The organism is Ferrovibrio sp., from assembly GCF_041906005.1.
Classification (GTDB): Bacteria; Pseudomonadota; Alphaproteobacteria; order Ferrovibrionales; family Ferrovibrionaceae; genus Ferrovibrio.
Genome location: NZ_JAYRJY010000001.1, coordinates 597,881 through 623,210 on the forward strand (window position 1 = coordinate 597,881; position 25,330 = coordinate 623,210).

General features: G+C 63.3%; 31 protein-coding genes. 17 read left to right on the plus strand and 14 right to left on the minus strand.

The features are described 5' to 3' along the window. Positions 1-4: 4 nt before the first annotated feature. Together ACE3OO_RS02905 and ACE3OO_RS02910 are read left to right on the plus strand one after the other, a co-directional pair. Complete coding sequence (locus ACE3OO_RS02905; protein WP_374299535.1) at positions 5-694, plus strand: response regulator; 690 nt, start codon at positions 5-7, stop codon at positions 692-694. A gap of 18 nt (positions 695-712) precedes the next feature. Continuing rightward, positions 713-2,023 (plus strand): ATP-binding protein, encoded by a 1,311-nt coding sequence (locus tag ACE3OO_RS02910; protein ID WP_374299537.1) that lies wholly within the window; start codon positions 713-715, stop codon positions 2,021-2,023. 6 nt (positions 2,024-2,029) lie between these two features. Here the strand turns inward: ACE3OO_RS02910 and ACE3OO_RS02915 are convergent, their stop codons facing one another. From ACE3OO_RS02915 to ACE3OO_RS02945, 7 genes are all read right to left on the minus strand, one after another. Then, positions 2,030-2,413 carry a DUF2914 domain-containing protein gene (locus ACE3OO_RS02915; RefSeq protein ID WP_374299538.1) on the minus strand — a complete coding sequence of 128 codons (384 nt, stop codon included), beginning with the start codon at positions 2,411-2,413 and terminating at the stop codon, positions 2,030-2,032. A 128-nt stretch (positions 2,414-2,541) separates the two neighbouring features. Beyond that, positions 2,542-2,880, minus strand: a complete 339-nt coding sequence (locus ACE3OO_RS02920) for a tRNA-binding protein (protein WP_374299540.1) — start codon at positions 2,878-2,880, stop codon at positions 2,542-2,544. Between the two features lie 103 nt (positions 2,881-2,983). Then, positions 2,984-3,409, minus strand: coding sequence for a phasin family protein (locus ACE3OO_RS02925; RefSeq protein ID WP_374299542.1), 426 nt, complete (start codon positions 3,407-3,409; stop codon positions 2,984-2,986). A 124-nt stretch (positions 3,410-3,533) separates the two neighbouring features. Then, positions 3,534-4,202: a TetR family transcriptional regulator gene (locus ACE3OO_RS02930; protein WP_374299544.1), complete on the minus strand. Its 669-nt coding sequence runs from the start codon at positions 4,200-4,202 to the stop codon at positions 3,534-3,536. Positions 4,203-4,264: 62 nt separating this feature from the next. Beyond that, positions 4,265-5,068 carry a pyrroline-5-carboxylate reductase gene (gene proC / locus ACE3OO_RS02935; protein WP_374299546.1) on the minus strand — a complete coding sequence of 268 codons (804 nt, stop codon included), beginning with the start codon at positions 5,066-5,068 and terminating at the stop codon, positions 4,265-4,267. 109 nt (positions 5,069-5,177) lie between these two features. After that, entirely contained in the window at positions 5,178-5,681 is a 504-nt protein-coding gene (locus ACE3OO_RS02940) for a YbjN domain-containing protein (RefSeq protein WP_300302940.1), read from the minus strand. A 269-nt stretch (positions 5,682-5,950) separates the two neighbouring features. Next, positions 5,951-6,199, minus strand: coding sequence for an accessory factor UbiK family protein (locus tag ACE3OO_RS02945; protein WP_374299548.1), 249 nt, complete (start codon positions 6,197-6,199; stop codon positions 5,951-5,953). 180 nt (positions 6,200-6,379) lie between these two features. Between ACE3OO_RS02945 and lysS the strand changes: the two genes are divergently transcribed. The 12 genes from lysS (at position 6,380) to ACE3OO_RS03005 (ending at position 16,723) form a co-directional block, all read left to right on the plus strand. Further along, positions 6,380-7,888: a lysine--tRNA ligase gene (lysS, locus tag ACE3OO_RS02950; protein WP_374299550.1), complete on the plus strand. Its 1,509-nt coding sequence runs from the start codon at positions 6,380-6,382 to the stop codon at positions 7,886-7,888. After that, on the plus strand, positions 7,888-8,703 hold the full coding sequence (gene lgt / locus ACE3OO_RS02955; RefSeq protein ID WP_374299552.1) for a prolipoprotein diacylglyceryl transferase: 816 nt from the start codon (positions 7,888-7,890) through the stop codon (positions 8,701-8,703). Before lysS ends, lgt begins: the two co-directional genes overlap by 1 nt. After that, complete coding sequence (locus ACE3OO_RS02960; RefSeq protein ID WP_374299554.1) at positions 8,631-9,788, plus strand: class I SAM-dependent methyltransferase; 1,158 nt, start codon at positions 8,631-8,633, stop codon at positions 9,786-9,788. The genes lgt and ACE3OO_RS02960 overlap by 73 nt, the downstream gene beginning before the upstream one ends. Further along, a complete protein-coding gene (pgeF, locus tag ACE3OO_RS02965) occupies positions 9,785-10,579 on the plus strand; it encodes a peptidoglycan editing factor PgeF (protein ID WP_374299555.1) in 795 nt (264 codons plus the stop codon). Before ACE3OO_RS02960 ends, pgeF begins: the two co-directional genes overlap by 4 nt. A 77-nt stretch (positions 10,580-10,656) precedes the next feature. Further along, a complete protein-coding gene (locus ACE3OO_RS02970) occupies positions 10,657-11,541 on the plus strand; it encodes a hypothetical protein (protein WP_374299557.1) in 885 nt (294 codons plus the stop codon). A gap of 96 nt (positions 11,542-11,637) precedes the next feature. After that, complete coding sequence (locus tag ACE3OO_RS02975) at positions 11,638-12,570, plus strand: ribose-phosphate pyrophosphokinase (RefSeq protein WP_374299559.1); 933 nt, start codon at positions 11,638-11,640, stop codon at positions 12,568-12,570. Between the two features lie 98 nt (positions 12,571-12,668). Continuing rightward, a complete protein-coding gene (locus ACE3OO_RS02980; RefSeq protein ID WP_374299561.1) occupies positions 12,669-13,352 on the plus strand; it encodes a 50S ribosomal protein L25/general stress protein Ctc in 684 nt (227 codons plus the stop codon). An 83-nt stretch (positions 13,353-13,435) separates the two neighbouring features. Then, positions 13,436-14,029, plus strand: a complete 594-nt coding sequence (gene pth / locus ACE3OO_RS02985; RefSeq protein WP_374299563.1) for an aminoacyl-tRNA hydrolase — start codon at positions 13,436-13,438, stop codon at positions 14,027-14,029. Between the two features lies 1 nt (position 14,030). After that, entirely contained in the window at positions 14,031-15,131 is a 1,101-nt protein-coding gene (ychF, locus tag ACE3OO_RS02990) for a redox-regulated ATPase YchF (RefSeq protein ID WP_374299565.1), read from the plus strand. 8 nt (positions 15,132-15,139) lie between these two features. Further along, complete coding sequence (locus ACE3OO_RS02995; protein WP_374299567.1) at positions 15,140-15,589, plus strand: MaoC family dehydratase; 450 nt, start codon at positions 15,140-15,142, stop codon at positions 15,587-15,589. An 11-nt stretch (positions 15,590-15,600) separates the two neighbouring features. Continuing rightward, a complete protein-coding gene (locus ACE3OO_RS03000) occupies positions 15,601-16,047 on the plus strand; it encodes a MaoC family dehydratase (protein ID WP_374299569.1) in 447 nt (148 codons plus the stop codon). Positions 16,048-16,057: 10 nt separating this feature from the next. Next, positions 16,058-16,723, plus strand: a complete 666-nt coding sequence (locus tag ACE3OO_RS03005) for a dienelactone hydrolase family protein (RefSeq protein ID WP_374299570.1) — start codon at positions 16,058-16,060, stop codon at positions 16,721-16,723. A gap of 6 nt (positions 16,724-16,729) precedes the next feature. Here ACE3OO_RS03005 and ACE3OO_RS03010 read toward each other — a convergent pair whose 3' ends face one another. The 6 genes from ACE3OO_RS03010 to petA all read right to left on the minus strand — a co-directional run bounded on the left by ACE3OO_RS03010 (position 16,730) and on the right by petA (position 21,936). After that, positions 16,730-17,584 (minus strand): VOC family protein, encoded by an 855-nt coding sequence (locus tag ACE3OO_RS03010; RefSeq protein WP_374299572.1) that lies wholly within the window; start codon positions 17,582-17,584, stop codon positions 16,730-16,732. Position 17,585: 1 nt separating this feature from the next. Continuing rightward, the gene (locus ACE3OO_RS03015; RefSeq protein ID WP_374299574.1) at positions 17,586-18,116 is read right to left on the minus strand and encodes an adenine phosphoribosyltransferase; all 531 of its coding nucleotides are present in this window, start codon (positions 18,114-18,116) and stop codon (positions 17,586-17,588) included. 23 nt (positions 18,117-18,139) lie between these two features. Then, complete coding sequence (locus ACE3OO_RS03020; RefSeq protein WP_374304654.1) at positions 18,140-18,967, minus strand: S-methyl-5'-thioadenosine phosphorylase; 828 nt, start codon at positions 18,965-18,967, stop codon at positions 18,140-18,142. Between the two features lie 424 nt (positions 18,968-19,391). Then, positions 19,392-20,147, minus strand: a complete 756-nt coding sequence (locus ACE3OO_RS03025; protein WP_374299576.1) for a cytochrome c1 — start codon at positions 20,145-20,147, stop codon at positions 19,392-19,394. Positions 20,148-20,169: 22 nt separating this feature from the next. Next, a complete protein-coding gene (locus tag ACE3OO_RS03030) occupies positions 20,170-21,393 on the minus strand; it encodes a cytochrome bc complex cytochrome b subunit (protein ID WP_374299578.1) in 1,224 nt (407 codons plus the stop codon). Positions 21,394-21,405: 12 nt separating this feature from the next. After that, positions 21,406-21,936: a ubiquinol-cytochrome c reductase iron-sulfur subunit gene (gene petA / locus ACE3OO_RS03035; RefSeq protein WP_374299580.1), complete on the minus strand. Its 531-nt coding sequence runs from the start codon at positions 21,934-21,936 to the stop codon at positions 21,406-21,408. A gap of 177 nt (positions 21,937-22,113) precedes the next feature. Here petA and ACE3OO_RS03040 point away from each other — a divergent pair, with 177 nt between their 5' ends. The 3 genes from ACE3OO_RS03040 to ACE3OO_RS03050 all read left to right on the plus strand — a co-directional run bounded on the left by ACE3OO_RS03040 (position 22,114) and on the right by ACE3OO_RS03050 (position 23,845). Next, positions 22,114-22,572, plus strand: a complete 459-nt coding sequence (locus ACE3OO_RS03040) for a tRNA (cytidine(34)-2'-O)-methyltransferase (RefSeq protein WP_374299582.1) — start codon at positions 22,114-22,116, stop codon at positions 22,570-22,572. Positions 22,573-22,591: 19 nt separating this feature from the next. Further along, complete coding sequence (gene hemF, locus ACE3OO_RS03045) at positions 22,592-23,446, plus strand: oxygen-dependent coproporphyrinogen oxidase (RefSeq protein WP_374304655.1); 855 nt, start codon at positions 22,592-22,594, stop codon at positions 23,444-23,446. A gap of 264 nt (positions 23,447-23,710) precedes the next feature. Further along, a complete protein-coding gene (locus ACE3OO_RS03050) occupies positions 23,711-23,845 on the plus strand; it encodes a hypothetical protein (RefSeq protein WP_300302980.1) in 135 nt (44 codons plus the stop codon). A 194-nt stretch (positions 23,846-24,039) separates the two neighbouring features. Here the strand turns inward: ACE3OO_RS03050 and ACE3OO_RS03055 are convergent, their stop codons facing one another. Continuing rightward, positions 24,040-25,329 (minus strand): CCA tRNA nucleotidyltransferase, encoded by a 1,290-nt coding sequence (locus tag ACE3OO_RS03055; protein WP_374299585.1) that lies wholly within the window; start codon positions 25,327-25,329, stop codon positions 24,040-24,042. Position 25,330: the final 1 nt, after the last annotated feature.

A 25,330-nucleotide genomic window follows, 5' to 3' on the forward strand; every position in this document is an offset into this window, starting at 1 on the left:
GCCCATGGATCTCGCCGAACCGCATATCCTGATCGTCGACGACGACGAGCGCATCCGCAGTCTGCTGACGCGGTATCTTGCCGGCCAGAACTTCCGCGTCACCGGCGCCGAGGATGCCGCCGATGCCGCAGCCAAGCTGGCATCCGTGAGTTTCGATCTGCTGATCGTCGACGTCATGATGCCGGGGCAGAATGGGTTCGATTTCGTCGCCGAGCTGCGGCGCAAGCAAAACCATGTACCAGTCATTCTGTTGACGGCGCGCGGCGAGGCCGAAGATCGCATCAAGGGTCTGGAAACCGGCGCCGACGACTATCTGCCCAAACCCTTTGAACCGCGCGAATTGACGCTTCGCATCAATTCGATCCTCAAGCGCGCGGCCCGGCCCGCGCCGGCGCCGCCCAGCGCGGCGATCCGCTTCGGTGACTTCTCATTCGATGCGGTCCGCGGCGAACTGAAGCGTGGCGATGAGATCATTCCCCTGACCACTGGGGAGGCGCAGTTACTGCGTATCCTGGCGCGCAATCCAGGCACGACTGTGCCGCGGGCCGCACTGGCCGACCCCTCCAGCGGCGGCGAGAGTCGCGCCGTTGACGTGCAGATCACGCGCCTGCGCCGCAAGATCGAAGCCGATCCACGCAATCCGCGCTATCTGCAGACCGTCTGGGGCGAGGGTTATGTGCTCTGGACCGAATAAAGCGCGATAGGCTGCAGCATGTGGCTTAAACGTTTTCTGCCGCGTAGCCTTTTCGGACGTTGGCTGCTGCTGCTTGTGGCGCCAATCGCCGTGCTGCAGGCCCTGCTGGCCTATATCTTCTATGAACGGCACTGGGACACTGTGACCCGTCGACTTGGTCTCGGCCTCGCCGGCGAAATCGCCCTGCTGATCGAAATGCGCGAAGCAGGCACCGATCCGGCCACCCTGACCGATATGGTCATACAGATGGGCCGCACGCTGGAACTTGAAGTCGATTTCAAGGCCGGCAGGAATTTCCCGTCCAATATTCCTCCATTGCGCCGCTTCTCGATTCTCGACCGGATGCTGGTGCAAGCCATGGGAGAGAGGCTGAACCAGCCTTATCAGATCGACGCACAACGCAACGACCGCACCGTGGTTGTCTATGTTCAGCTACCCGACGGGTTGCTGACGATCACCGCGCCGGAAAGCCGGGTGTTCTCGGCCAGCACCTACGCCTTCATGATCTGGATGACGGCCGCATCCGCACTGCTGCTCGGCATCGCCCTGCTGTTCCTGCGCAACCAGATCAAGCCGATCCGACGCCTGGCCGAAGCCGCCGACGCTTTCGGCAAGGGCCGCGAGATCAAGGATTTCCGGCCCAGCGGCGCCAATGAAGTGCGTGCGGCCGCACGGGCTTTTCTGGCGATGCGCGACCGCATTCGCCGCCATATCCGCGAACGCACCGACATGCTGGCCGGTGTGAGCCACGACCTGCGCACACCGCTCACCCGCATGAAACTGCAACTGTCGCTGATGCCACCGAATGCCGAGATCGACGAGTTGAAACACGATGTCGATGAAATGGACAAGATGGTGAGCGCCTATCTGGCCTTTGCCCGTGGCCAGAGCGAGCAACCCGCGGAACCGACCGACCTGGCCGATCTGGTCAACGAACTGGCCGATGATGTACGCCGGCGGGGTCGCGAATTGCAGATCGCGATGCCAGAGCATCTGACCCTGCCGCTGCGCCGCCTGAGTCTGAAACGCGCCCTGGCGAATCTGATCGAGAATGCCCTGCGGTTCGGCCGCACGGTACGGCTGAGCGTAATGCGCTTGGAAAAGAGCGTTGAAATCTGCGTCGATGACGACGGCCCCGGCCTGCCGGAAAAGGAACGCCACCGGGTATTCCGGCCATTCTACCGCCTGGATCAGGCCCGCCACGGCAGCGGCAATGTCGGCCTGGGCTTGACCATCGCGCGCGACGCCGTACTGGCCCATGGCGGCGAGATCACGCTGGATAAGTCTCCGCTGGGCGGCCTGCGGGTGAGAATCCGTCTGCCCGGATAGGCGGGCTTACTCTTCGGCCGGTTTTTTCGGTTCGGCGACAGTGAAGTGCCGTTCCGCCTGCAGGCGGCCACTGCCGTCTTTCAGCAACACCGCCCATTCGCCTGGAAAAATGCGCGACTGCGACCAGATACGCCAGTTGCGACTGACATCGACACGCGCCTTGGAGCGGCCAACTTCCTGGTCGTTGCGCATCCAGTGGAACCAGAACGTCTCGCCGGCCCCGACCTGGGTGCAGTCGAGGCGCGCAAAGGCGTAGGCCCGCTCCGTGCCCGGCGGATAATCGCCCTCGACCATGCCTTGCGGTTCCAGGTTGATCACATTGCGGGTCAGGGCGAATTGGCGCACGACGCAGTCATGGTCCTGCGCACCGGCGGCGGGTGCGAAGGTCATGAGGGATGCGAGTAAGGCGATGGCCAGAGAAAAAGTCTTTTTTGTCATTGGGCTGGTCCGTGGCGGGATTGTCGGCCGAGGCATGCGTCGGGGTCAATATGCGACAGGGCCGGACATGGCATTCGGGATCAAAACATCCGGCCGCCATTCGGCACCGGCTGGTCCGGGCCGATCAGCACCACCTGGCCATCCGGGTCGGGCAGACCCAGCACCAGGATTTCCGACATGAAAGAGCCGATCTGGCGCGGCGGGAAATTCACCACGGCCAGAACCTGCCGGCCCGGCAGAAGCTCGGGGCTGTAATATTTCGTGATCTGGGCAGAGGATTTCCTGACACCGACCGGGGCACCGAAATCGACCCACAATTTGATCGCCGGCTTGCGTGCTTCCGGGAACGGCTCGGCGCGGACAATCGTACCGACCCGGATATCGACCCGATGGAAATCGTCGATGGTTATCTCGCCCACCCGTGCACCCTCCCCTCATGCCGCAGACTGCCAAAAACAGAAACGGGCGGGATTTGTACCCGCCCGTTTGATATCTGGCAAATCGCCGGTTGAGCGCTGGGCCCTACTTCTTCGGTTGGGCAAACGCCTTGCGGAATTCTTCCAGGTTTTCGTTCATCCGCTGGTTGATAAGCTCGAAGGCTTCGCTGTTGGTCTTCGACATCATCTCGGCCAGTTCGCGCAGGTTGGCCATCGCCTTTTCCATCGCCAGCTTGGCGGCGTTCGGATCGGGCATGCTGGGAGAGACACCGCCCTTCACCAGGGAAGCCACCTCGGCCGCGGCTTCCTGGAAAATCTCGGCCTGACGCTTGGCCACCGCCTGATAGCCTTCCAGCGCCCGCTTGTTGGCCGCCGTAATGGCTTCGAGATTCTTCTGCTGGGTCGCCGCCAGGGAGGTCGGATCGATGCCCGGCAGCTTGAGTTCAGAGAACAGTTTGGTCGGATCGAAAGCAGCGAAGGCGGCGAAAGGATTCTCGGCACTCTTGCTCATGACTGTCTCCCGTGATGCGTGTCTGGAAATCGAGCGAACCATACCGGGGGCTGCGCGTAGCGTCAAGCATTTATTGTGCAGTGCACAATAAATTATTATTCAATTAATACAGTAATATAATTCGCTACCCCGCGACTTTCTCTCGCATATGCGAAAGTGGCCCCCGGGCCATCAGAAACCGCATCGCCTGCCCCAGCCGTTTATCCAGATGGGCCATCGTGGCCGACAGGTCGGCACTTTCATCCTTCAGCCAGACCCGCAAGGTATCGAGGTAGACCGCCCCCAGGGCCTTGCGTCGCAACAGGCCGCCCAGGCCGGGGCGATCAAGGCCGGCCGAAGCCAGCGTCCAGTCCAGACCACGCCGCAGGCCGCCATACAGAAAACAGGCCAGGGCGGGTGGATCGGCCGGCAATTCCCGCATCAGCACCCGGATCGCCGCCTTGTGTGTCGCCAGGGCATCCAGCCGGGCCATCACAGCCTCAAACAACCGATCCTTGGCATGATCGGGATTGCTGGCCTCCGACGGGGCGATATCACCCAACGCGGCCAGCATTGCCGCATCCATCCGATGGGCATATTCGGCCAGCATATCGGTTTTCGAGGCGTATTTCTGATACAGCGCGCCAAGCGTCAGGCCACTGGCCTCGGCGATCTGCGAAAGCGTGACCTGGCGCCAGCCATATTCGGCCACCAGGTTCAGCATCACGTCGACAGGATCATGTCCCGCACCCGTCGCGCTGCCGGCCTTGCCGGCCGCGCGCTTGCGGGTCGATTGTTTCGCTGCCTTGGCCATCGCCATCTCCCCATTCGGGATGCCTTTAATCTGGTATCGGCCATGGCCGCCGGCAAGGTGTCTCAGCCGGCCAATTCCCGCGACCGTTTCGCCGCCGCGGCCACGGCGCGCTCCATCAAGGGCGCCAGGCCATCCGCAGCCATCAGCACATCCAGCGCCGCCTGGGTGGTGCCGTTCGGGCTGGTGACATTCTTGCGCAATTGCGTCGGGTTGTCGGGACTCTGGCGCATCAAAAGACCGGAACCACTGACCGTGGCCCGCGCCAGACGGTCAGCCAGCGCTGCATCCAGCCCTGCTTTTTCGCCAGCCGCCGCCAGGCATTCGGCCAGCCAGAACACATAGGCCGGCCCCGAACCGGATACGGCGGTGACGGCATCGATCAGTTCCTCGTCCTCCACCCAGGCCACCTCGCCCACGGCAGCGAGCAGATTGCCGCAAAACGCGCGCTGGTCGGAGGTGACATCAGCATTGGAGCAGCAGACCGTGATGCCTGCACCGACTGCGGCCGGTGTATTGGGCATGGCGCGCACGATGGCGGCCTTGCAGCCCAACAGCCGGTTCAATGTGGCAATAGTTTTACCGGCGGCAATCGACAGGATGCAGGCGCCCCTGCCGGCATAGGCAGCATAGGCCGGCGCCACCGCATCCATCACCTGCGGCTTGACCGCCAGCATCACCAGAGCGGGGGAAAAATCGGCGGGAATGGCCTCTGCTGCCTTGGCCTGGCGGATGCCCGCAGGCAGATCCGGCACGGGGTTGGGCTCGACGATGATGATATCGCTGGCCGCAATGCCCTGATGCAGCCAGCCAGCCAGCAAGGCGCCGCCCATCTTGCCGCAACCGACCAAAAGAATGCCCCGGCTCATCCTGCTCTCCTCGCCAGCACCAGAAACGATGCGGGAAAAGTAACCGGATGCCGGGGCCGGGTTAAGGCTTGGCCCTGAAAATCAGGCCATGGAATTCAATCTGTGCGAATCAGGCCTCGCCGACACACTCGAACATGGCGGCGGCAACCGCGTCTTCCGGCGTGCGGCCACCCCAGACCAGGAACTGGAAAGCCGGATAGAAGCGTTCGCATTCCGACAGGCCGATTTCCATCAGGTCTTCGATCTGCTCGGTGGTGGCGCCATGGCCGCCGCGCAGCAGCAGGGCCTGGCGGAACACCACCATGCCTTCTTCCACCCAGTAATCGAAATGGCCAATCAGGGCCTTTTCGTTCACATAGGCCAGCAGGGAATGCAGGTCGCGCCGGCGATTGGCCGGCACTTTCATGTCAAAGGCGCAGGTGAAACTGAGCGCGCCGAGTTCGTCGCGCCAGGAAAACCACATCTGCTGTTCGCAATAGCGGCCGGACACGCCCACGGTAAGTTCGTCGGAACCCTGGCGGTCGAACGGCCATTCATGCTCGCCGACGATCTGTTCGACCAGGTCAAGCGGGTTGAGGCGGCTGGTGGTCTCGGCTTCGATCAGTGTCCGCATGCGCTAGCGCTCCCCCTCTGCGGCGTGCCGGTTCTCGGCAGGTGTTCCGAAACGGCTGATAAGGTTGGGAATTTGACCCCAGACGGGGACAACATCGGCCTTCGCCGAGCAAGCCCCCTTCCCCTCGGCTGACCATATATGTAGGTGTCGCGAAACAGTAGGCACCATAGATTTAGAGTATGCGGTGGAATCCCACTGTGCAAGGGCGTATTTACGAAAAATTCATGAAATTCGCCTGATCCGGGCGAGAGTTAGGACTGATCGCCGAATCAGCCATTCTGCTTGGATTCGAGGGCGGCGAGCCGTTCGGCCAGGCGGATATTTTCCTCCCGCGCGGCCTCGGCCATGGCCTTCACGGTGTCGAATTCCTCGCGGGTGACAAGGTCCATGTCGGCCAGGGCCTTTTCCAGCCGCTGGCGGAAGGCCTGTTCCACCTCGCCTTTCACGCCATGCAACGCCCCCAGCGCGCCGGTGGCGATGCGGCTGAGATCGTCGAGCAGGCGGTTATCGGTCTGCATGGGGCGACTCCGTGGCGGAATGGTCCTTCCGATATGGCGGGCCATGGCATGAGTCGCAAGCGCCGGGGCCCCTTTTCCACAGGTATTCCGCACCCAGATAGCCGGGGCCGAAGTGTTGGAAAGCCGGGGGGCGGGTGCTAGGTTCCGCCCCCAACGCACAGATTTACCGGCAGAATTATCGTGACCGAGCAGACCCCCGTCGACGTTTCCGGCGAACGCGCCAATCGTGAAGCCAAGCTGGCCCAACTGCGCCAGTTGGGGCTGGATCCTTATGCTGCGCCGAAATTCCCCAAATCGCACAAGAACGCGGCGGTGCATGAGGCCTATGCCCATCTGCAGCCCGACGAACGCACCGACGACAGCGTGGCCGTGGCCGGCCGCGTGATGGCGATCCGCAACAGCGGCATGTTCATCGATCTGGTCGACGATACCGTGAAACTGCAGGTCTATTCCGCCAAGGAAGACGTGCAGGGCATTTTTGCCACAGTGATGAAGGCGCTCGACCTGGGCGATATCATCGGCGTGCGCGGCACCGTGCGCCGCACCAAGCGCGGCGAGATCACGGTGGATGCCAAGGAGATAGTCCTGCTGGCCAAGGCGCTGGAACCGCCGCCGGAGAAATGGCACGGCCTGAAGAATGTCGAGCAGCGTTATCGCCACCGCGAATACGACCTGATCGGCAACGAAGAGAGTCGCACCACCCTGCGCACACGCTTCCGCATCATTCAGTCGGTGCGCAACTTCCTCAGTGGCGAAGGCTTCCTGGAAGTCGAGACGCCGATGTTGCACACGATCCCGGGCGGCGCCATCGCGCGGCCTTTCGTGACGCACCACAACGCGCTGGACATTCCGCTCTACATGCGCATCGCGCCCGAGCTGCATCTCAAGCGGCTGGTGATCGGCGGCCTGAGCGAGAAGGTCTTTGAGATCAACCGCTGCTTCCGCAACGAGGGCATCTCGCCGCGCCACAATCCCGAATTCACCACCATGGAACTCTATCAGGCTTATGCCGATTACGAGGACATGATGGACATCGCCGAACGCACCATCGCCAACGCGGCGATTGTCGCCACCGGCGGCACCAAGGTGAAGTTCGGCGAGCATGAGATCGATTTCACGCCGCCCTTCCGCCGCGCCACCATGCTGGGTCTGATCGAGGAACACGGCAAGGTGAAGCTGGAAGGGCTGGACGATGCCCAGGCCCGCGAAGCGGCGAAGAAGGCCGGCGTCGAGATTGCCGACGGCGCGAGCTGGGGCAAGGTGGTGGAAGCCTGCTTCGAGCATTTCGTCGAACCCAACCTGATACAGCCGACCCACGTGGTGGCCCTGCCCAAGGCGATTTCGCCGCTGGCCAAGGCCAATCACGCCAATCCGGCGATTGCCGAGCGTTTCGAGACCTTCTGCAACACCTGGGAAATCGCCAATGCGTTTTCCGAGCTGGCCGATCCGCTGGAACAGCGCGCCCGTTTCGAGGACCAGCAGAGCCAGCGCGACGGCGGCGATGATGAAGCGCATCGCATCGATGAGGATTTCCTGAAAGCCCAGTCGGCCGGCATGATGCCGATGGGTGGCCTGGGCATCGGCATCGACCGCCTGGCCATGCTGCTGACCAACTCGCCCACCATCCGCGAAGTGATCGCCTTCCCGACGCTGCGCCCGCGTGGCGCAGGCGAGCCACAGGACGAGTGATGCTGTTCTCCACCCTGCCCGTTCTCGCCTTTCCGGTGGTTGATCCGGTCGCGGTGGCGATCGGGCCGTTTGCCATCCGCTGGTATGCGCTCGCCTATATCGTCGGCCTGATTGCGGGCTGGCGGCTGGCGATGCGGATCGCGAAACGCCCCGGCAGCATGGTGACGCCCGAGCAGGTCGATGGCTTCCTGCTCTGGGCCACACTGGGCGTCGTGCTCGGCGGCCGGCTTGGTTATGTGCTGTTCTACAATCTGGGTTATTACCTGCAGCATCCGGCCGAGATCTTCGCGGTCTGGCAGGGTGGCATGTCGTTCCATGGCGGCATGCTGGGCGTGATTGTCGCCATGATCGGCTATTGCCGCTGGAGCGGCATTCGTTTCCTCGCCTTCACTGATACGATTGCCTGCGTGACGCCGATCGGCCTGTTTTTCGGCCGCATCGCCAATTTCATCAACGGCGAGCTTTGGGGCCGCGTTGCTCCGGATGTCGCCTGGGCCATGGTATTTCCCACCGGCGGCCCTGTACCGCGCCATCCCAGCCAGCTTTATCAGGCGGCGATGGAGGGCGTTCTGCTCTTTCTGCTGCTCAACCTCGTGCGCTGGAATTCCAGGGCGATGGATCGCCCGGGCCTGCTGTCGGGCCTGTTCCTGGTCGGCTATGGCACGGCGCGCATCGTCGGCGAGCTTTTCCGCGAACCGGATGCGCAGATCGGCTATCTGGTCGGCGGCACCACGATGGGGCAATGGCTTTCGCTGCCCATGGTGCTGGTCGGGATCGGCGTGATCTGGTGGTCGCGTCGCCTCAAGACCGCATGACCGACGCGCCGCTGCGCGACATCCTGCTTCGGCGCATCGCCGCCGAGGGACCAATCACGGTGGCGGCTTACATGGCCGACTGCCTGCTGCATCCCGAACATGGCTATTATCGCACCCAGCAGGCCATCGGCCTGGGCGGCGATTTCACCACCGCGCCCGAGATCAGCCAGATGTTCGGCGAATTGCTGGGTCTGTGGGCGGCCGATTGCTGGCTGAAACAGGGTGGCCCGTCGAAATGCTATCTGGTCGAACTCGGCCCCGGCCGCGGCACGCTGATGCACGATGCCCTGCGCGCCATCCGTGCCCTGCCGCCGTTCCGCAAGGCGTTGCAGCCGGTATTGATCGAGGCATCGGCCCGGCTGCGTGGCATGCAGGCCGAATTGCTGGCCGGCGAGGATGCCGTCTGGCACGAGGATATCGCGGCCATCCCAAAGGATGCGCCGATCTTCGTTTTGGCCAACGAATTCCTCGACGCTCTGCCAATCCGGCAATTCCAGCGCGGCGACGACGGCGCCTGGCATGAACGCTGCGTCGGTCTGGACGATTCCGGCAGCCTCTGTTTCCTGCTCGATCCGCGCGCCCTGCCCTTCGACGATCTGCTGCCACCGGAATTGCGTGAAGCACCACCCGGAGCCATCGTCGAATCGAGCCCCGCCATGCGCGCCGTTGCCGTCGATATCGCCGCACGCCTGCGCCTGCAGGGCGGGGCTGCGCTGTTTGTCGATTACGGCTATGCCACGCCGGGCATCGGCGAAACCCTGCAGGCGGTATATCGCCACACCTACGCCGATCCCCTGAGCGATCCCGGCCTGGCCGACCTGACCGCCCATGTCGATTTCGCGTCTTTCGCCTTGGCCGCAACGCGCGCCGGCGCCGCTGTCTTTGGCCCCGCCGGTCAGGGGACATTTCTTGAAGCGCTGGGCATCCGCGCACGCGCGGCGGCATTGAAACAGGCAAATCCCGCCGTGCAGGGCGATATCGAACGCGCCGTGCAGCGGTTGACCGGACCGGAAGCGATGGGCACCCTGTTCAAGGCTTTGGCCCTGTTGCCGCCAGAGTCGCCTATGCCCGCAGGATTTGCATGACGCACCCCGTGCCCGCTCAGATGTCCGGCGATATTGCACCCGTCACGGCCTCAGGCCTGGCGGGCCTGCCGCATGGTTTTTTCACCCGGCGCGGCGGCGTCTCGACCGGGCTGTATGCTTCGCTCAATTGCGGCCCCGGCTCGGGCGATGATGCAGCCGCAGTGCAGGAAAATCGCCGCCGCGTGGCTGCATATCTACAGGCCCCCCTGGGCCTGATCTCGTTATACCAGGTGCATGGCCGCGATGTCGTGACCGTCGATGCCGGCTACGATGCGGCACAACGCCCTAAGGCCGATGGCATGGCAACAACGCAACGCGGCATCGCATTGGGCATCCTGTCGGCCGATTGCGCCCCTGTGCTGTTTGCCGATGCGGACGCGGCCGTGATCGGCGCCTGCCATGCCGGCTGGCGCGGCGCGCTGGCCGGTGTGACTGATGCCACCATCGCCGCGATGGAACGTCTGGGCGGACGGCGCAATCGCATGCGCGCCGTCATCGGCCCCTGCATCGGGCAGGCTTCCTATGAGGTCAGCGTGCCATTCCGTGAGGAATTCCTGAAGGCTGACGCACAAAATGCCCGCTTCTTTGCCGACGGCAAGCGGGCCAGCCATTGGCAGTTCGACCTGCCGCGCTATCTGCTGCAGCGTCTTGAGCGCATGGGCGTGGAGGCCGATAATCTGAACCTTGATACCTGCAGCGACCCGGATCGTTTCTACAGCTATCGCCGCATGACGCTGGCTGGAGAATCCGATTACGGCCGGCAGGTTTCGGCGATCGCCCTGCCGGTCTGACATCCGTTCGGGCTAAACGGCAATGCCGCACCTGTTCATTTTTCTCGCGATGTTTCTTCTGGCCATGATGGTGAGCTGTGTCCTCGGTTAAAACCTTGCCCCTGTTCCTGATCCTGGCTGGCCTAGTGGCGTGCCAGCCGCTGCCGCAGCCGTTCCAGGCCGATTCCCGCACCAAGGCAAGCAGCTCGCTGGTGCGGCCGATTGGCGAGACCAGCATTTTCGTGCCGCCGGTGGCCGGTCTGCCGGCCGGGCAAGGCGCCGCCCTGGCCGAGGCCCTGGCCGAAGCCCTGGCGGAAAAGGAAGTCGCCGCCAGCGCCTTGGCGCGCAGTCGGTTGTCGTCCACCCTCAGTGTCAGCCTGGAACCGCGCGGGGACGACACGCTGTGGCGCTGGGCCGAAACATCGCTGGATGGCGGCCAGCCGCAGGCCGGCGGTCGCCCGCTCGGCGTGCCGGCGGCCCGTCTGGCGGCGGGGGATGCCGGCGCCGTGAAACAGGCGGCCGAGGTGATGGCCGTCGCCATTGCCGCCCGGCTGAGCGAACACACCATTGCCGCAACGCAGGGGGCCGAGGCGGCGCCGGCCAAACTGGCGGTACGGGAATGTCAGGGCGCGCCGGGTGACGGCAACCGCAGCCTGCGCCAGGCCATGCGCGAAATCCTGATCCTGGGGGGCCAGGCGCCGCTGCCCGATCCGGCCGGCGCGGATTTCGTGATCGCCTGCGAGGTTCAGGTCTGGGCCGATGGTCCGGCCTCGGAACGGGTGACCATCGAATGGACCCTGCTGGGCGCCGATGGCAGCAGGCTGGGGGAGGTGAAACAGGCCAACCGCATCCCCAAAGGCCAGCTCAGCCAGTCCTGGGGCACCACCGCCCATATCATCGCCCAGGGCGGCTGGCAGGGCTTAAGCCAGATCATCGAGAGCCGGCGCCGCACCCGCCCCGCATTACCACCTGCAAAATCCTGAAATTAAAGGATAATTCCGGGTTTACAGCAGTGTAACCGGCGGTTATAGTCCGCGCGGTTTTTCACCCCTGCTCCGGCGCATCCACAGAGCTCTGTCATGAAAGTTTTGGCGGGTAATTCCAATCGTCCGCTGGCGGAAGCCATTGCGGCTTATCTGTCGGTCCCGCTCGCCAAAGCCAGCGTGCGTCGCTTCTCCGATATGGAAGTCTTTGTCGAGATCCACGAAAACGTCCGCGGTGAGGATGTCTTCGTGATCCAGTCGACCTCCTATCCGGCCAACGACCATCTGATGGAACTGCTGGTCTGCATCGACGCGCTCAAGCGCTCCTCGGCCCGCCGCATCACCGCCGTGCTGCCCTATTTCGGCTATGCCCGGCAGGACCGCAAGCCAGGTCCGCGCACGCCGATCTCGGCCAAGCTGGTCGCCAACCTGATCACCGCTGCCGGCGCCAATCGCGTGCTGACGCTGGACCTGCATGCCGGCCAGATCCAGGGCTTCTTCGACATCCCGACCGACAATTTGATGGCCGGTCCGGCATTGACCGCAGACATCAAGCAGCATCTGCAGGGCGACGACCTGATGGTGGTATCGCCTGACGTCGGCGGCGTGGTGCGCGCCCGCAATATCGCCAAGCGCCTGGATGCCGACCTTGCCATCGTCGACAAGCGCCGTGAAAAGGCCGGCGTGTCGGAAGTGATGAACATCATCGGCGACGTCGAAGGCCGCCGCTGCATCCTGGTCGACGACATCGTCGACTCGGCCGGTACGCTGTGCAACGCCGCCGAGGCGCTGAAAAAGCACGGCGCTAAATCCGTTTATGCCTATGTGACCCATGGCGTGCTGTCGGGCGGTGCGGTAGCCCGCGTCACCGCCAGCCAACTGGAAGGCCTGGTCATCACCGACTCGATCCTGGCGACCGAAGCGGTCCGCCTGGCGCGCAATATCCGCCAGGTGTCGATCGCGCCGCTGGTTGGCGAGGCGATGCGGCGGATCAGCGAGGAGGCTTCGGTCTCCAGCCTGTTCGATTGAACGAGTTTCAGAGTTTCGGCGTGCGGCACCCCTGGAGGCCGGCGTCGGAAACGGGCCTGGCATGGTGTCGGGGCCGTACTTAAGTAAGGAGCGCAATCATGCGTGACGTAACCACCATCGCCGCCGAGGCGAGGTCGAGGGCCGGCAAGGGGACCGCCCGTGCAACGCGACTGAAGGGTCGTGTGCCGGGGGTCATCTATGGCGAAAAGCAGACCCCGGAACTGATCTCGGTTGATTCCCGTGAACTGCTGAAGGAACTGCACAAGGGCAGCTTCTTCTCGCGTCTGTTCACCATCGACATTGCCGGCAAGACCGAGCGCGTTCTGGCGCGCGACGTGCAGCTCGATCCGGTCAGCGACCGGCCGATCCACGTCGACTTCCAGCGCATCGGCAAGGACTCGAAGGTCCGCATCTTCATTCCCGTGCACTTCCTGGATCAGGACCAGAGCCCGGGCATCAAGAAGGGCGGCGTGCTCAATATCGTGCGCCACGAAGTCGAGTTCTTCTGCCAGCCCGACAACATTCCGGAAGCGCTGTCGATCAGCCTGGCCGGCATGGAAATCGGCCACTCGATCCACATCTCGGCCTTCCAGCTTCCTCAGGGTGTCAAGCCGGTGATCCAGGATCGCGACTTCACCGTTGCGACCATCGCCGCGCCGACCAAGGAAGACGAAGCCGCGCCGAAGGCCGAAGCTGCCGCTGCGGCTCCGGCTGCTGGTGCCGCTGCCCCGGCTGCCAAGGCCGCTCCGGCTGCGGCTGCCAAGCCGGCGGCCAAGAAGTAACGCTTATCCGGGTGGCGCCTTTTGCGGGCGCCACCCGGCCTTCTTCGCCCACTCACGATCTTTACCCCGGACGCTGAACCGCCATGCTGCTTCTCGTCGGACTGGGCAACCCGGGCAGCGAACACAAACGCCAGCGCCACAATGTCGGTTTCATGGCCGTCGATGCCATTGCCGAGCAGCATAATTTCCAGCCGTTCAAGAAGCGCTTCCAGGGTGAGCTGGCCGAAGGCGTGTTGAGCGGCACCAAGACCCTGCTTCTCAAACCGCAGACCTATATGAACCTGTCGGGTAAATCGGTCGGGGAAGCTGCGCATTTCTACAAGCTGCCGCCGGCCCAGGTGGTGGTCGTGCATGACGAACTGGACCTGGCCGCGGGCAAGATCCGCATGAAGACCGGCGGCGGCCATGCCGGCCATAACGGCCTGCGCTCGGTGGACGCCGCCATCGGCGCGGATTACCGCCGACTGCGCATTGGCATCGGCCATCCCGGCAAGGATCGCGTGCTGGGCTATGTGCTGCAGAATTTCGGGGCGGAAGAGCACGATTGGCTCGATCCGCTGCTGGCCGCCATCGCGGCCGAGGCCGGCTACCTGGCCCGGAACGACGATACCGGCTTCATGACCAAGGTGGCGCTACGCCTGCAGCCACCCAAGACAGAGAAAACGAAGGAAAGTTGATATGGGTTTCAAGTGCGGCATCGTCGGTCTTCCCAATGTAGGCAAGTCGACCCTGTTCAATGCCCTGACGCAAACCGCGGCCGCCCAGGCGGCCAATTATCCGTTCTGCACCATCGAGCCCAATACCGGCCTGGTGGGTGTGCCGGATGAACGCCTGGACGTGCTGGCCGGCATTGCCGGTTCCGCCAAGATCATTCCGACCCAGCTTACCTTCGTCGACATCGCCGGCCTGGTGCGCGGCGCCTCGAAGGGCGAAGGCCTGGGCAACCAGTTCCTGGCCCATATCCGCGAGGTGGATGCGATCTGCCATGTGCTGCGCTGTTTTGAGGATGGCGACATCACCCACGTCGAGGGTCGGGTCGATCCGGTCGCCGATGCGGAGACGGTCGAGACGGAGCTGATGCTGTCCGATCTGGAAAGCCTGGAACGTCGCGTCGACATGACCGCCAAACGCGCCAAACAGGGCAATGAAGAAGAAAAAGCCCGACTGGCGGTGATGGAAAAGGTGCTGGCCGCGCTTCGCGACGGCAAGCCGGCCCGCACCGTGGTACCGACCGACGACGAGAAGAAGCTTTACAGAGAGCTGATGCTGATCACCGCCAAGCCGGTGCTCTATGTCTGCAATGTCGAAGAGGCTTCCGCCGCGGAAGGCAATGCCTTCTCGGCCCGCGTGAAAGCCAAGGCCGATGCCGAGGGCGCCGCCATGGTGGTGATCTCGGCTGCCATCGAGGCCGAAGTGGCTCAGCTCGACTCCGATGAGGAGAAGCAGGCTTTCCTGGCCGATCTGGGCCTGAAGGAAACCGGCCTGGCCCGCGTGATCCGCGCCGGCTACAACCTGCTCGATCTGCTGACCTTCTTTACGATTGGCCCCAAGGAGGCCCGTGCCTGGACCGTGCGCAAGGGCGCCAAGGCGCCGGAAGCCGCCGGCGCGATCCATACCGATTTCGAAAAGGGCTTCATTCGCGCCGAAACCATCGCCTATGCCGATTATGTCGCCGGCAAGGGTGAGGCGGGCGCCCGCGATGCCGGCAAATTGCGTCTGGAAGGAAAGGATTACATCGTGCAGGATGGCGACATCATGCACTTCCGCTTCAACACATAAGAAACGACATGAAATATCTGGAAGATTTCGCCGTCGGGCAGGTGTTGGAATTTCCGCCTCGCACGGTGAGCGAAGAAGAGATCATCGGCTTTGCGCGCGATTACGATCCGCAGCCCTTCCATCTCGACAAGGAGGCCGCCAAGCAGTCGCTGTTTGGCGGCCTTTGCGCATCCGGCTGGCACACGGCCGGGCTGATGATGCGCATGCTGGTCGATCATATGATCGGCAAATACGCCAGCATGGGTTCACCCGGCGTCGATCAGTTGCGCTGGGTAAAGCCGGTTTTTCCAGGCGACACCTTGCAGCTTCGCGGCGAGGTTCTGGATGTGCGCCCCTCGCAGTCCAAGCCCGACCGGGGCGTGATCACCTCCCGCTACGAGATGCGGAACCAGAAGGGTGAGGTCGTGCTGACCATGCAGGCCAAGGGCATGTATGGCCGCCGGCCGACGCAGGCCTGAGGAAGGATCGGATGCAGTATTTCGAAGACATCGAGATCGGCGCCGCACGCGACCTGGGCAGCCATACCTTTACCCAGGATGCCATCATTGCCTTCGCCCGGCAGTTCGACCCACAGCCCTTTCACATCGACCCTGAAGCGGCCAAGTCATCGTCCTTCGGCGGCCTGGTGGCGTCTGGCTGGCATACGGCCGCGACGGTGATGCGGCTGCTGGTCGATGCTGCCGTCGACCTGGAGGCCAGCCTGGGTTCGCCCGGTTTCGACGATCTGGCCTGGCTGAAACCGGTGCGGCCGGGTGACACCATCCGCGCCCGTATGACCTGCGTTGAGAAGACCCCGTCGCGCAGCCGGCCCGGCATCGGCTCCGGCCGGTTCCTGATCGAAGCCTTCAACCAGAAGGACGAGCTGGTGATGCGCTACACCAGCATCGGCATCATGCGTTTCCGCAATCCGGCCTGAGGAGACCGTAATGGGTGCAATGACCAGCCTGACCGCCGCCGATGGCCATCGCTTCGGCGCATATATCGCCGAGCCGAAGGGCACGCCGAAGGGCGGCATCGTGGTGATCCAGGAAATCTTCGGGGTGAACGGCCATATCAAGGCGGTGACCGATGGCTTTGCCGCCGACGGCTATTACTGCGTCGCCCCGGCCCTGTTCGACCGCCTGCAGCCTGGCATCGATCTGGGCTACAGCGCCGAAGACGTGGCCAAAGGCCGTGAATGGCGCGGCAAGATGAACTGGTCGGATTGCATGAAGGATGTCACCGCGGCGGTGACGGCGGCCAACAGCGCTGGTCGCGTCGGCACCGTGGGCTATTGCTACGGCGGCGGCGTCACTTGGCTGGCGGCCGCGCTGGTGCCCGGCCTGGCGGCTTCGGTGGGTTATTACGGCGGCCCGTGGGCGGAACTGATCGATCGCGCTCCGCTCTGCCCTGCCCTGCTGCATTTCGGCGCGCGGGACGCCATGATCCCGCTCAGCCTCGCCGAGGGCATGAAAGCCAAACATCCGACCATCACGACCCACATCTACGACGCCGATCACGGCTTCAACTGCGACCAGCGCGCCAGTTATGACGCCCGGGCCGCCACCCTGGCGCGGCGCCGCACGCTGGCCTTTTTTGAAGCGATTCTCTAAAGCCGCTTAAGCCCGGCTGGAAAACTCCAGGAAGCAGCCATTGGCTGCGGCGGCCGGCACCAGCACGGTTCCATCCATGCTGCGTGCATGATCGATGCCGGCGGCGCTGAAATAAGACGCGGCCGCTTCGGTATTATGCACGCGCAGTCGCAGCCCGGCGATATAGGGCGTCGGCCGTGCCGGATGCTCGATATCGGGGAACAGCGTGTCGAGGTCATCGGGCGTGACGAACAGGATCGACTCGCCGCCGGCGCGCACCGCCAGCATACGGTCGGTGCGCACGGCACTGCCTGCGCCGACCAGGATTTCATAAGGCAATTCCAGTGCCGGCGGATCATCGGTCACCACGACGATGCCGTTGATGGTCTGGGCGCCGTTGGGATGCAGCAGCCATTCCGGCTTGCGCAGCAACTCCGGCGTCAGATGCTGGCACAGGAAGGCCGGCAGTTGCGGCGATGCTGCGGCGGGCAGCATCAGTAGCGTGAAGGCCGGCAATACCGTGCCCTCGGGCAGTTCCAGTTCGCGTTTCAGACTCTGCGGCTCGGGCGGATTGAGGCCGGACGCCGTCATCTCGGCCGCGGCGGCCAGCGCGTCATCGGTGGCGAAAGCCACTTTCTGCAGCCCCTCGCCTCGGGCCTTCAACGCATCTTCCAGCCCGGCGGTATAACCGCCCGGCTCGGCAATGCCGAGCAGTTCGTGGTAGTTGCGCGGAAACATGATGCAGTAATTGCCGGTGGCCCAGCCGATATGCCGGCCGCGCGGCGTGAGCGTGAACCCCAGCCGCTGCCAGTTGGCTTTTGCCGCCTCAAGGTCGGCGACGGCATGGACGGTATGGTCCAGACCGAGGATGCGGTGCGCCAAATCAGTGCCCCTCGAATTCGCAGAGCGACAGCACCTTCACATCCAGCGCTTCCAGCCGCTTGCGACCACCCAGCTCGGGCAGGTCGATGATGAAGGAGCAGCCAACCACCTCGCCCTTATGGGCGCGGATCAGCTTCACGGCAGCCTCGGCGGTGCCACCCGTGGCGATGAGATCGTCGACGATCAGAACCTGCTCGCCCGGCTGGATGGCATCAACATGGATTTCCATCGCATCGGTGCCGTATTCAAGCTGGTATTCCTGCGACAGGGTTTTGGACGGCAGTTTGCCGCGCTTGCGCACCGGCACGAAACCGATCGAAAGCTGATGCGCGATGGCGCCGCCCAGGATGAAGCCGCGCGCCTCGATCCCCACCACCTTGTCAATCCGGGTGCCGGCGAAGGGCTGCACCATCTCGTCGACGGTCTTGCGAAACCCGCGCGCATCCTGCAGCAGCGTGGTGATATCGCGGAACATGATTCCCGGCTTCGGATAATCGGGGATGGTGCGGATCTTGTCCTTGATGCCCTGCATGGCGATCGGAATCCTTCTGCGTATCAGGCTTTCAGAATGCGGCCGGCGACCGCATCGAGCTTCTTGATCAGCGCCGGATCGCGTTTTTCCGGCGCGGTAATCAGCGCGGTATCCAGAACGCGGTCACATCCCTGGTGGCAATGTTCCGGACGTTCCTTCAGATACGGCACCGCCTTGGCAACCAGGTTCTGGCCCTTTTCGGCATTTCCGAGCAGAACCCGGATCACCGAGGCGACATCCACATGGTCATGGTCGGGATGCCAGCAATCATAATCCGTGACCATGGCGACCGAGGCATAACAAAGCTCGGCCTCGCGGGCCAGCTTGGCTTCCGGTGCATTGGTCATGCCGATCACATCGCAACCCCAGCTCTTGTAGAGGAAGCTTTCCGCCTGGGTGGAGAATTGCGGTCCTTCCATGCACAGATAGGTGCCGCCACGCTGCACGACGATGCCGGCATCCCTCGCGGCCGCTTCCAGCGCGTCGCCCAGCCGGTGGCAGACCGGATGCGCCGCCGAGACATGCGCCACCAGGCCGGTGCCGAAGAAGCTTTTTTGCCGCATGAAGGTGCGGTCGATGAACTGGTCGACGATCACGAAGGTCCCCGGCGCCAGCGCTTCCTTGAACGACCCGCAGGCTGAAACCGAGATCACGTCATGGCAGCCGACCCGCTTCAGCGCGTCGATATTGGCACGATAATTCACTTCTGACGGCGAATGGACATGGCCGCGGCCGTGGCGCGGCAGGAACACCAGTTCGGCGCCATCCAGCGTGCCGAACAGCAATTCGTCCGACGGATCGCCCCAGGGCGTACCGACCTTGCGCCACTTGGTGTTTTTCAGGCCGGCCATGCCGTAGATGCCGCTGCCGCCCAGCACGCCGATACGCACGGGTTCGCCGGACTTCACGACATATGGCTTGGGGATGCCTGCGGCCCGGCCCGCACCACGCACCGAGCGCGCCGCCGCGCGTGCAAAACCGACTGTGGCCGCACTGGCGCCTTCCAGTTCGACCGGGCGCCGCTTGGCCACCTTCTTCGCCGGCTTGCCTTTGGCTGCGGATTTCGTCTTGGCCACCGCCACCTTGCGCCGCGCAGCCGTCTTTTTCGCCTTGCCGGCTTTTTTCGCCTTGAGCGCCATGGCCATTGCTCCTGCTATCCGTAATCGGCCCTGAACGAGCCGAAATGCCGCGCGCGACTTAAGCAAACCCCCCCACGCCGCGCAACAAAAAAGGCCGCCGAAATGGCGGCCTTTTCCGTGTTGTCAGAGTGTTTGCTCAGTGCACGCTGCGCCAGATGCGCTTCTTGGCGGCAAAGAACAGGCCGGTCAGCACGACCAAGAAAATGATGACCTTCAGACCCATGCGCTTGCGGTCTTCCAGCTTGGGCTCGGCCGCCCACATCAGGAAAGCCGAGACATCATGCGCCATCTGCTCGACGCTGGCCTTGGTGCCATCGGCATAGGTGACCTGATCGTCGTTCAGCGGCTGCGGCATCGCGATCTGGTGGCCGGCGAAGTACTCGTTGTACTGCAGGCCTTCGCCAACGGTGAAACCGGCCGGCGCCGGCTTGTAACCGGTCAGCAGGGCCTTGATATAATCCGGCCCGTGGACACGGGCCTTGGCGATCAGCGACAGGTCCAGCGGATAAGCGCCACCGTTGGAAGCCCGCGCCGCCTTCTCGTTCGGGAAAGGCGACGGGAACTTGTCCTGCGGCAGGCCGGGACGCTGGAACATCTCGCCGGAATCGTTCGGACCATCGGTGATCTGGAAGGTGGCGGCCAAGGCCTTCACCTCGGCCTCATTGAAGCCGATGTCGCGCAGATTACGGAACGCCACATACTTCATCGAGTGGCAGGCGGCGCAGACTTCCTTGTAGACCTGATAGCCGCGCTGCAGCTCGGCCCGGTCAAAGGTGCCGAACGGCCCGTTGAAGCTCCAGTTCTGCGCCGGCGGAGTCGGCTGGGTGCCGGCCGCGAAAGCCGGCGTGGCAGCGCCGAGCGCCAGAACGGCGAGGATCGCACGCATTGTCATTTTCATTGTCCGATCCCCCGCCTTAGGCCTTCAGCACTGGTTCGCTGATCGAAGCCGGCAGCTTGAGCGGCTTTTCGAACCAGCCGACCAGCGGCAACAGGATGATGAAATGGGCGAAGTAGTAGATGGTGCAGACGCGACCGATGATCAGCGCCATGCCTTCCGGCGGCTGGCCGCCGGCATAGGTCAGACCGATGCAGGCCAGCACGAAAACCCAGAAGAGCTGCTTGTAGATCGGCCGGAACTTGGCCGAACGCACCTTGCTGGTATCCAGCCAGGGCAGCACGAACAGGATCAGGATCGCACCGAACATCAGCAGCACGCCACCCAGCTTGTCGGGCACCGAGCGCAGGATCGCGTAGAACGGCAGGAAGTACCATTCCGGCACGATATGCGCCGGCGTCACCAGCGGGTTGGCCGGAATATAGTTGTCCGGGTGACCCAGGTAGTTCGGGGCGTAGAACAGGAAGAAGCTGAAGAAGATCAGGAACACGCCGACGCCGAACGCATCCTTGATGGTGTAGTAGGGATGGAACGGGATGCGGTCCTGCGGACCCTTGGTATCGATGCCCAGCGGATTGTTCGAGCCGTGCTGGTGCAGGGCCAGAACGTGCAGGATCACGATGCCGACGATCACGAACGGCAGCAGATAATGCAGCGAGAAGAACCGGTTCAGCGTCGGGTTGTCGACGGCGAAGCCGCCCCACAGCCAGGTGACGATCGGCTCGCCGACCAGCGGCAGGGCCGAGAACAGGTTGGTGATCACGGTGGCGCCCCAGAAGCTCATCTGGCCCCAGGGAAGCACATAGCCCATGAAAGCGGTCGCCATCATCAGCAGGAAGATGACAAGGCCCAGCCACCACAGGATTTCACGCGGCGCCTTGTAGGATCCGTAATACATGCCGCGGAAGATATGGATGTAGACCACGATGAAGAACATCGAGGCGCCGTTGGCATGCATGTAGCGCAGCAGCCAGCCATAGTTCACGTCGCGCATGATGTGCTCGACGGAGTCGAAGGCCATCGAGGTGTGCGGCGTGTAATGCATCACCAGCACGATGCCGGTGAGGATCTGGATGACCAAGCACAGCCCGGCCAGCGAACCGAAGTTCCACCAGTAGCTGAGGTTCTTCGGGGTCGGATACTGCGAACCGACCATGTGATCCAGGGTGGAGAAAACCGGCAGGCGGTATTCGATCCACTTGACGACGGGGTTGGCAAAAAAGCCGGAAGTATTGTCAGCCATCGGTTGGGGTCCTTAGCCGATGCGGATGCGGGTATCGTTCAGGAAGGCATAGTCCGGAACCGGCAGGTTCAGCGGAGCAGGGCCTTTCCGGATACGGCCGGAGGTGTCGTAGTGCGAGCCGTGGCACGGGCAGAACCAGCCACCGAAATCGCCACTCTGACCGAGCGGCACACAGCCCAGATGGGTGCACACGCCCATCATGACCAGCCATTCGGGCTTCTTGACGCGATCGGCGTCCTTGGCCGGATCCGGCAGGGCAGCGGTATCGTCCTTGCGGGCCTGCTCGATCTCGGCCTGGGTGCGGTGCCGCACGAAGACCGGCTTGCCGCGCCACAAGATCGTGACGCTCTGGCCGGCGGCGATCTGGCTCAGATCGACCTCGGTGCTCGAGAGCGCCAGCACGTCGGCCGACGGATTCATCTGGTGAATGAACGGCCAGACGGCCGCCGCCGCCCCTACGGCACCGAATGCCCCCGCTGCGACAACAATAAAGTCGCGGCGGGTCGGCTCAGTGCCGGCCTTTTGGGTCGCTGTCCCTGCCATAGCTCCCTCGAAGATAATAAGGACTTGGAAACGAGAGGGGATATTTCTCACTATATGTGGGCGAAGTCCAGCGCTTAGCCGGAAGCATGCGACAGGTTGCCGCAGGGGTCTTGGGGTTGGAATCGCCCCGGCAAACCGCGAAAAAACCGGCATATATCGGATCCCTTGGAAGACCCCATGCGGCTAGCCCTATTCGAACCCGACATCCCGCCCAATCTGGGCACGATTCTGCGCCTGGGCGCCTGCCTGGATATACCCGTGCATGTAATCGAGCCTTGCGGCTTCCCTTTTTCGGTACAGGCCGTCCGGCGCAGCGCCATGGATTATCTTGAGCATGCGGATATCACCCGTCATGACAGCTGGGAGCATTTCAAGGCCGAACGCCCGGTCGGGCGCCTGGTGCTGATGACCACCAAGTCGGCCATTCCCTATACCGAGTTCCACTTCGCCCCGGACGATATCTTGCTGATGGGCCGGGAAAGCAAAGGCGCACCGGATTACGTGCACGACGCTGCCGATGCCCGCCTGCTGATCCCGCTGAAGCCCGGACTGCGTTCCATCAATGTCGCAACCGCCGCAGCCATGGTATTGGGCGAGGCCTTGCGCCAGCTCGATGCCTTTCCGCGCCGCCCCTAGATTAAGGAGACCTGTCGCCATGACGACTGCCCCGATCACTGAACGCCAGACCCGCGCGCGCGAATGGTTTGAATCCCTGCGCGACCGGATCTGCGCCGCTTTCGAATCCCTGGAGGATCAACTGAACGGGCCGCTCAGCGACCGACCCGCGGGCCGGTTCGAACGTAAAAGCTGGGATCGCCCGGGCGGCGGCGGCGGCGTGATGAGCGTGATGCGCGGCCGTGTCTTCGAAAAGGTGGGCGTCAATGTCTCCACCGTGCATGGCGAGTTCTCGCCCGAATTCCGCAAGCAGATCCCCGGTGCGGCCGGGGATGGCCGGTTCTGGGCCTCGGGCATCTCGCTGGTTGCCCATATGCAGTCGCCGAAAGTGCCGGCCGTGCACATGAACACCCGCTTCCTGGTCACCAGCAAGGCCTGGTTCGGCGGCGGAGCCGACCTGACGCCGATGGTCCCCGATGAAACCGACACCCGCGACTTCCATGCCGCCCTGAAGGCGGCCTGCGATCGCTTCGACCCGGCCTACTACCCCCGATTCAAAACGTGGTGCGACGAGTATTTCTATCTGCCTCATCGCGACGAGCCCCGTGGGGTCGGCGGCATCTTCTATGACCAGCTCGACAGCGGTGACTGGGAACGCGATTTCGAGTTCACGAAAACGGTCGGCGAATCGTTCCTTGAAACCTACCCAAAAATCGTCCTCCGGCACCTCAATGATTCGTGGTCCGAGGCCGAAAGGGAGCATCAATTGATCCGTCGAGGCCGCTATGTCGAGTTCAATTTGCTCTATGATCGCGGCACCACATTCGGTCTGAAAACCGGCGGCAACACCGAAGCAATCCTGATGTCGATGCCACCGATGGTAAAATGGCCCTAGTTAAAAAAAGCCGCAATTCATGCGGATTTTTTTAATGTCGTGAAATTCTCAAGTCTTCGTTTTCGTTTTACTTGAGTGATGCTTTTCCGTTCGTGCAGTGTGCCGCCGGGCGTGGCGGATTCGCCACGCAATTAAGGATTTTTTAGTACTACGCAAGATTTAGTGGTTAATACCGCGGCGTTGTGCTACAGATACGCTTGTTCGGGAAACATTTCCCGAAACTTCGTTGCGGTGAAAACCGTACTCAAATCCATGGAGGAGAACATGGCTGCTGCGAAAAAGAAGGCCGCTAAGAAGAAGGTGGCTAAGAAGGCTGTGAAGGCGAAGAAGGCCCCGAAGGCCAAGAAGGCGCCGAAGGCCAAGAAGAAGGCCGCCAAGAAGAAGGCTGCCAAGAAGTAAGTCGTAGCGTTTCATAGTTCTTGGCCTCGAGCTCCACATCGACGTCCGGGTTTACGGCGCCGACGTGGAGCTCGAGTTCTTTCTAGGGGTATGTATTTCCGCATCGGACTAGCGTCCCACCCCAGCCGCACAACGGCGAACATTCGCGAAAAATCAAATAATTTTATATAGTTACGACGTTCCGCCGGTCCGGATTATGGTCCTTCGGCAGTCGTCTGCACCCGGGCGCGCAAGCGTTTGAGGCAGGCTTCGCGATCGGCCCGGAACCCCCCCGCCACCCACCAGGATTCCAGGTCGTTGAGCAGCGCGCTGACCGTCGGCCCCGGCGAAAACCCGAGGGCCAGGACGTCGGCTCCGCGCAACGGAAAGATCGGCCGCTGCCATGTGGCCGTGGCAACCGCCCGGCGGATGACCACGTCCTGCTGCTCCGGCGCCACGCTGGCCAGTAACAGCAACTGGTCGCGGCAGCGTTCGGTCCCACAGCGATAGAGAATTTCGGAAAAGGCCGTGTCGTCTGCCAGGGCGGCGATGTCGAACGTTGGCGGCGCCAGCAATCCGTTCAGCCGTAACCGCTGGGCATTCGACAGACGCAGCCGGTCGGCAATCCTGTCGGCCAGCCCTTCCCTCGCCGGGCCTGCATCGCCAGGCACCAGCAGCACCGCCAGCCGCGGCCAGACTTCCGGCTCCACGCCGCCGCTGGCGGCAACCGCCCGCTGCAGGTCGACCAGGGCATCGAAGCGCGCCGGTTCGAACCGTGCCTCCGGCAACAGGGCCTGTAATACGCCGCTTTGGTACATCAGTCCCAACGCGGCAGCGGCATTCGGCAGCGCCAGTATCTTCAGCAGTTCATCACGGATTCGTTCGCCCGACAGACGGTCGAGCCGGTTTTTCGCCGCGGCACAGGCGGCCAGAGAAGCCGCATCCGGCTCACCCTTGGCGAAACGGGCGTGAAAGCGGAAAAACCGCAGCACCCGCAGGTAATCCTCGGCCACGCGGCGCTCGGGATCGCCGATGAACCGCACGATGCCGGCAGCCAGATCGGCCCGCCCGCCGGTAAAATCATGCAACCGGCCATCGGCATCGGCATAGAGCGCGTTGATGGTGAAATCGCGGCGCTGGGCATCCGCGGCCCAGTCGGTGCCGAACACCACTTCGGCATGACGCCCATCGGTGGCAACGTCATGCCGCAGGGTCGTGACCTGGAAGGTGCCCGGCGGCGCCACCGCGGTAACCGTGCCATGGGCGATACCGGTGGGCACCGCCTTCAGCTTCGCCTTTTCCAGACGACGGATCACCACATCCGGCGTCTCCGGGGTTGCCAGGTCGATGTCATCGGGCTTGAGGCCGAGAATGGCATCGCGGACGCAGCCGCCAACGAATCGCACCGTCGCGCCGCCAGCCCCCAGAGCGGCCAGCACGGCACGGGTTGGCGCGGCCGTCATCCAGTCGGTGGGAGGGATATGTTCAGGCAGGGCCGCCGTCATT

Bases quoted from the DNA above. Each gene is read 5' to 3' on its own strand.
- ACE3OO_RS02905 (WP_374299535.1), top strand. From the start codon at position 5: ATGGATCTCGCCGAACCGCATATCCTGATCGTCGACGACGACGAGCGC.
- ACE3OO_RS02910 (WP_374299537.1), top strand. From the start codon at position 713: ATGTGGCTTAAACGTTTTCTGCCGCGTAGCCTTTTCGGACGTTGGCTG.
- ACE3OO_RS02915 (WP_374299538.1), bottom strand. From the start codon at position 2,413: ATGACCTTCGCACCCGCCGCCGGTGCGCAGGACCATGACTGCGTCGTG.
- ACE3OO_RS02925 (WP_374299542.1), bottom strand. From the start codon at position 3,409: ATGAGCAAGAGTGCCGAGAATCCTTTCGCCGCCTTCGCTGCTTTCGAT.
- ACE3OO_RS02930 (WP_374299544.1), bottom strand. From the start codon at position 4,202: ATGGCCAAGGCAGCGAAACAATCGACCCGCAAGCGCGCGGCCGGCAAG.
- proC (WP_374299546.1), bottom strand. From the start codon at position 5,068: ATGAGCCGGGGCATTCTTTTGGTCGGTTGCGGCAAGATGGGCGGCGCC.
- ACE3OO_RS02940 (WP_300302940.1), bottom strand. From the start codon at position 5,681: ATGCGGACACTGATCGAAGCCGAGACCACCAGCCGCCTCAACCCGCTT.
- ACE3OO_RS02945 (WP_374299548.1), bottom strand. From the start codon at position 6,199: ATGCAGACCGATAACCGCCTGCTCGACGATCTCAGCCGCATCGCCACC.
- lgt (WP_374299552.1), top strand. From the start codon at position 7,888: ATGCTGTTCTCCACCCTGCCCGTTCTCGCCTTTCCGGTGGTTGATCCG.
- ACE3OO_RS02960 (WP_374299554.1), top strand. From the start codon at position 8,631: ATGGCTTTCGCTGCCCATGGTGCTGGTCGGGATCGGCGTGATCTGGTG.
- pgeF (WP_374299555.1), top strand. From the start codon at position 9,785: ATGACGCACCCCGTGCCCGCTCAGATGTCCGGCGATATTGCACCCGTC.
- ACE3OO_RS02975 (WP_374299559.1), top strand. From the start codon at position 11,638: ATGAAAGTTTTGGCGGGTAATTCCAATCGTCCGCTGGCGGAAGCCATT.
- ACE3OO_RS02980 (WP_374299561.1), top strand. From the start codon at position 12,669: ATGCGTGACGTAACCACCATCGCCGCCGAGGCGAGGTCGAGGGCCGGC.
- pth (WP_374299563.1), top strand. From the start codon at position 13,436: ATGCTGCTTCTCGTCGGACTGGGCAACCCGGGCAGCGAACACAAACGC.
- ychF (WP_374299565.1), top strand. From the start codon at position 14,031: ATGGGTTTCAAGTGCGGCATCGTCGGTCTTCCCAATGTAGGCAAGTCG.
- ACE3OO_RS02995 (WP_374299567.1), top strand. From the start codon at position 15,140: ATGAAATATCTGGAAGATTTCGCCGTCGGGCAGGTGTTGGAATTTCCG.
- ACE3OO_RS03000 (WP_374299569.1), top strand. From the start codon at position 15,601: ATGCAGTATTTCGAAGACATCGAGATCGGCGCCGCACGCGACCTGGGC.
- ACE3OO_RS03005 (WP_374299570.1), top strand. From the start codon at position 16,058: ATGGGTGCAATGACCAGCCTGACCGCCGCCGATGGCCATCGCTTCGGC.
- ACE3OO_RS03015 (WP_374299574.1), bottom strand. From the start codon at position 18,116: ATGCAGGGCATCAAGGACAAGATCCGCACCATCCCCGATTATCCGAAG.
- ACE3OO_RS03020 (WP_374304654.1), bottom strand. From the start codon at position 18,967: ATGGCCGGCCTGAAAAACACCAAGTGGCGCAAGGTCGGTACGCCCTGG.
- ACE3OO_RS03025 (WP_374299576.1), bottom strand. From the start codon at position 20,147: ATGACAATGCGTGCGATCCTCGCCGTTCTGGCGCTCGGCGCTGCCACG.
- ACE3OO_RS03030 (WP_374299578.1), bottom strand. From the start codon at position 21,393: ATGGCTGACAATACTTCCGGCTTTTTTGCCAACCCCGTCGTCAAGTGG.
- petA (WP_374299580.1), bottom strand. From the start codon at position 21,936: ATGGCAGGGACAGCGACCCAAAAGGCCGGCACTGAGCCGACCCGCCGC.
- ACE3OO_RS03040 (WP_374299582.1), top strand. From the start codon at position 22,114: ATGCGGCTAGCCCTATTCGAACCCGACATCCCGCCCAATCTGGGCACG.
- hemF (WP_374304655.1), top strand. From the start codon at position 22,592: ATGACGACTGCCCCGATCACTGAACGCCAGACCCGCGCGCGCGAATGG.
- ACE3OO_RS03050 (WP_300302980.1), top strand. From the start codon at position 23,711: ATGGCTGCTGCGAAAAAGAAGGCCGCTAAGAAGAAGGTGGCTAAGAAG.
- ACE3OO_RS03055 (WP_374299585.1), bottom strand. From the start codon at position 25,329: ATGACGGCGGCCCTGCCTGAACATATCCCTCCCACCGACTGGATGACG.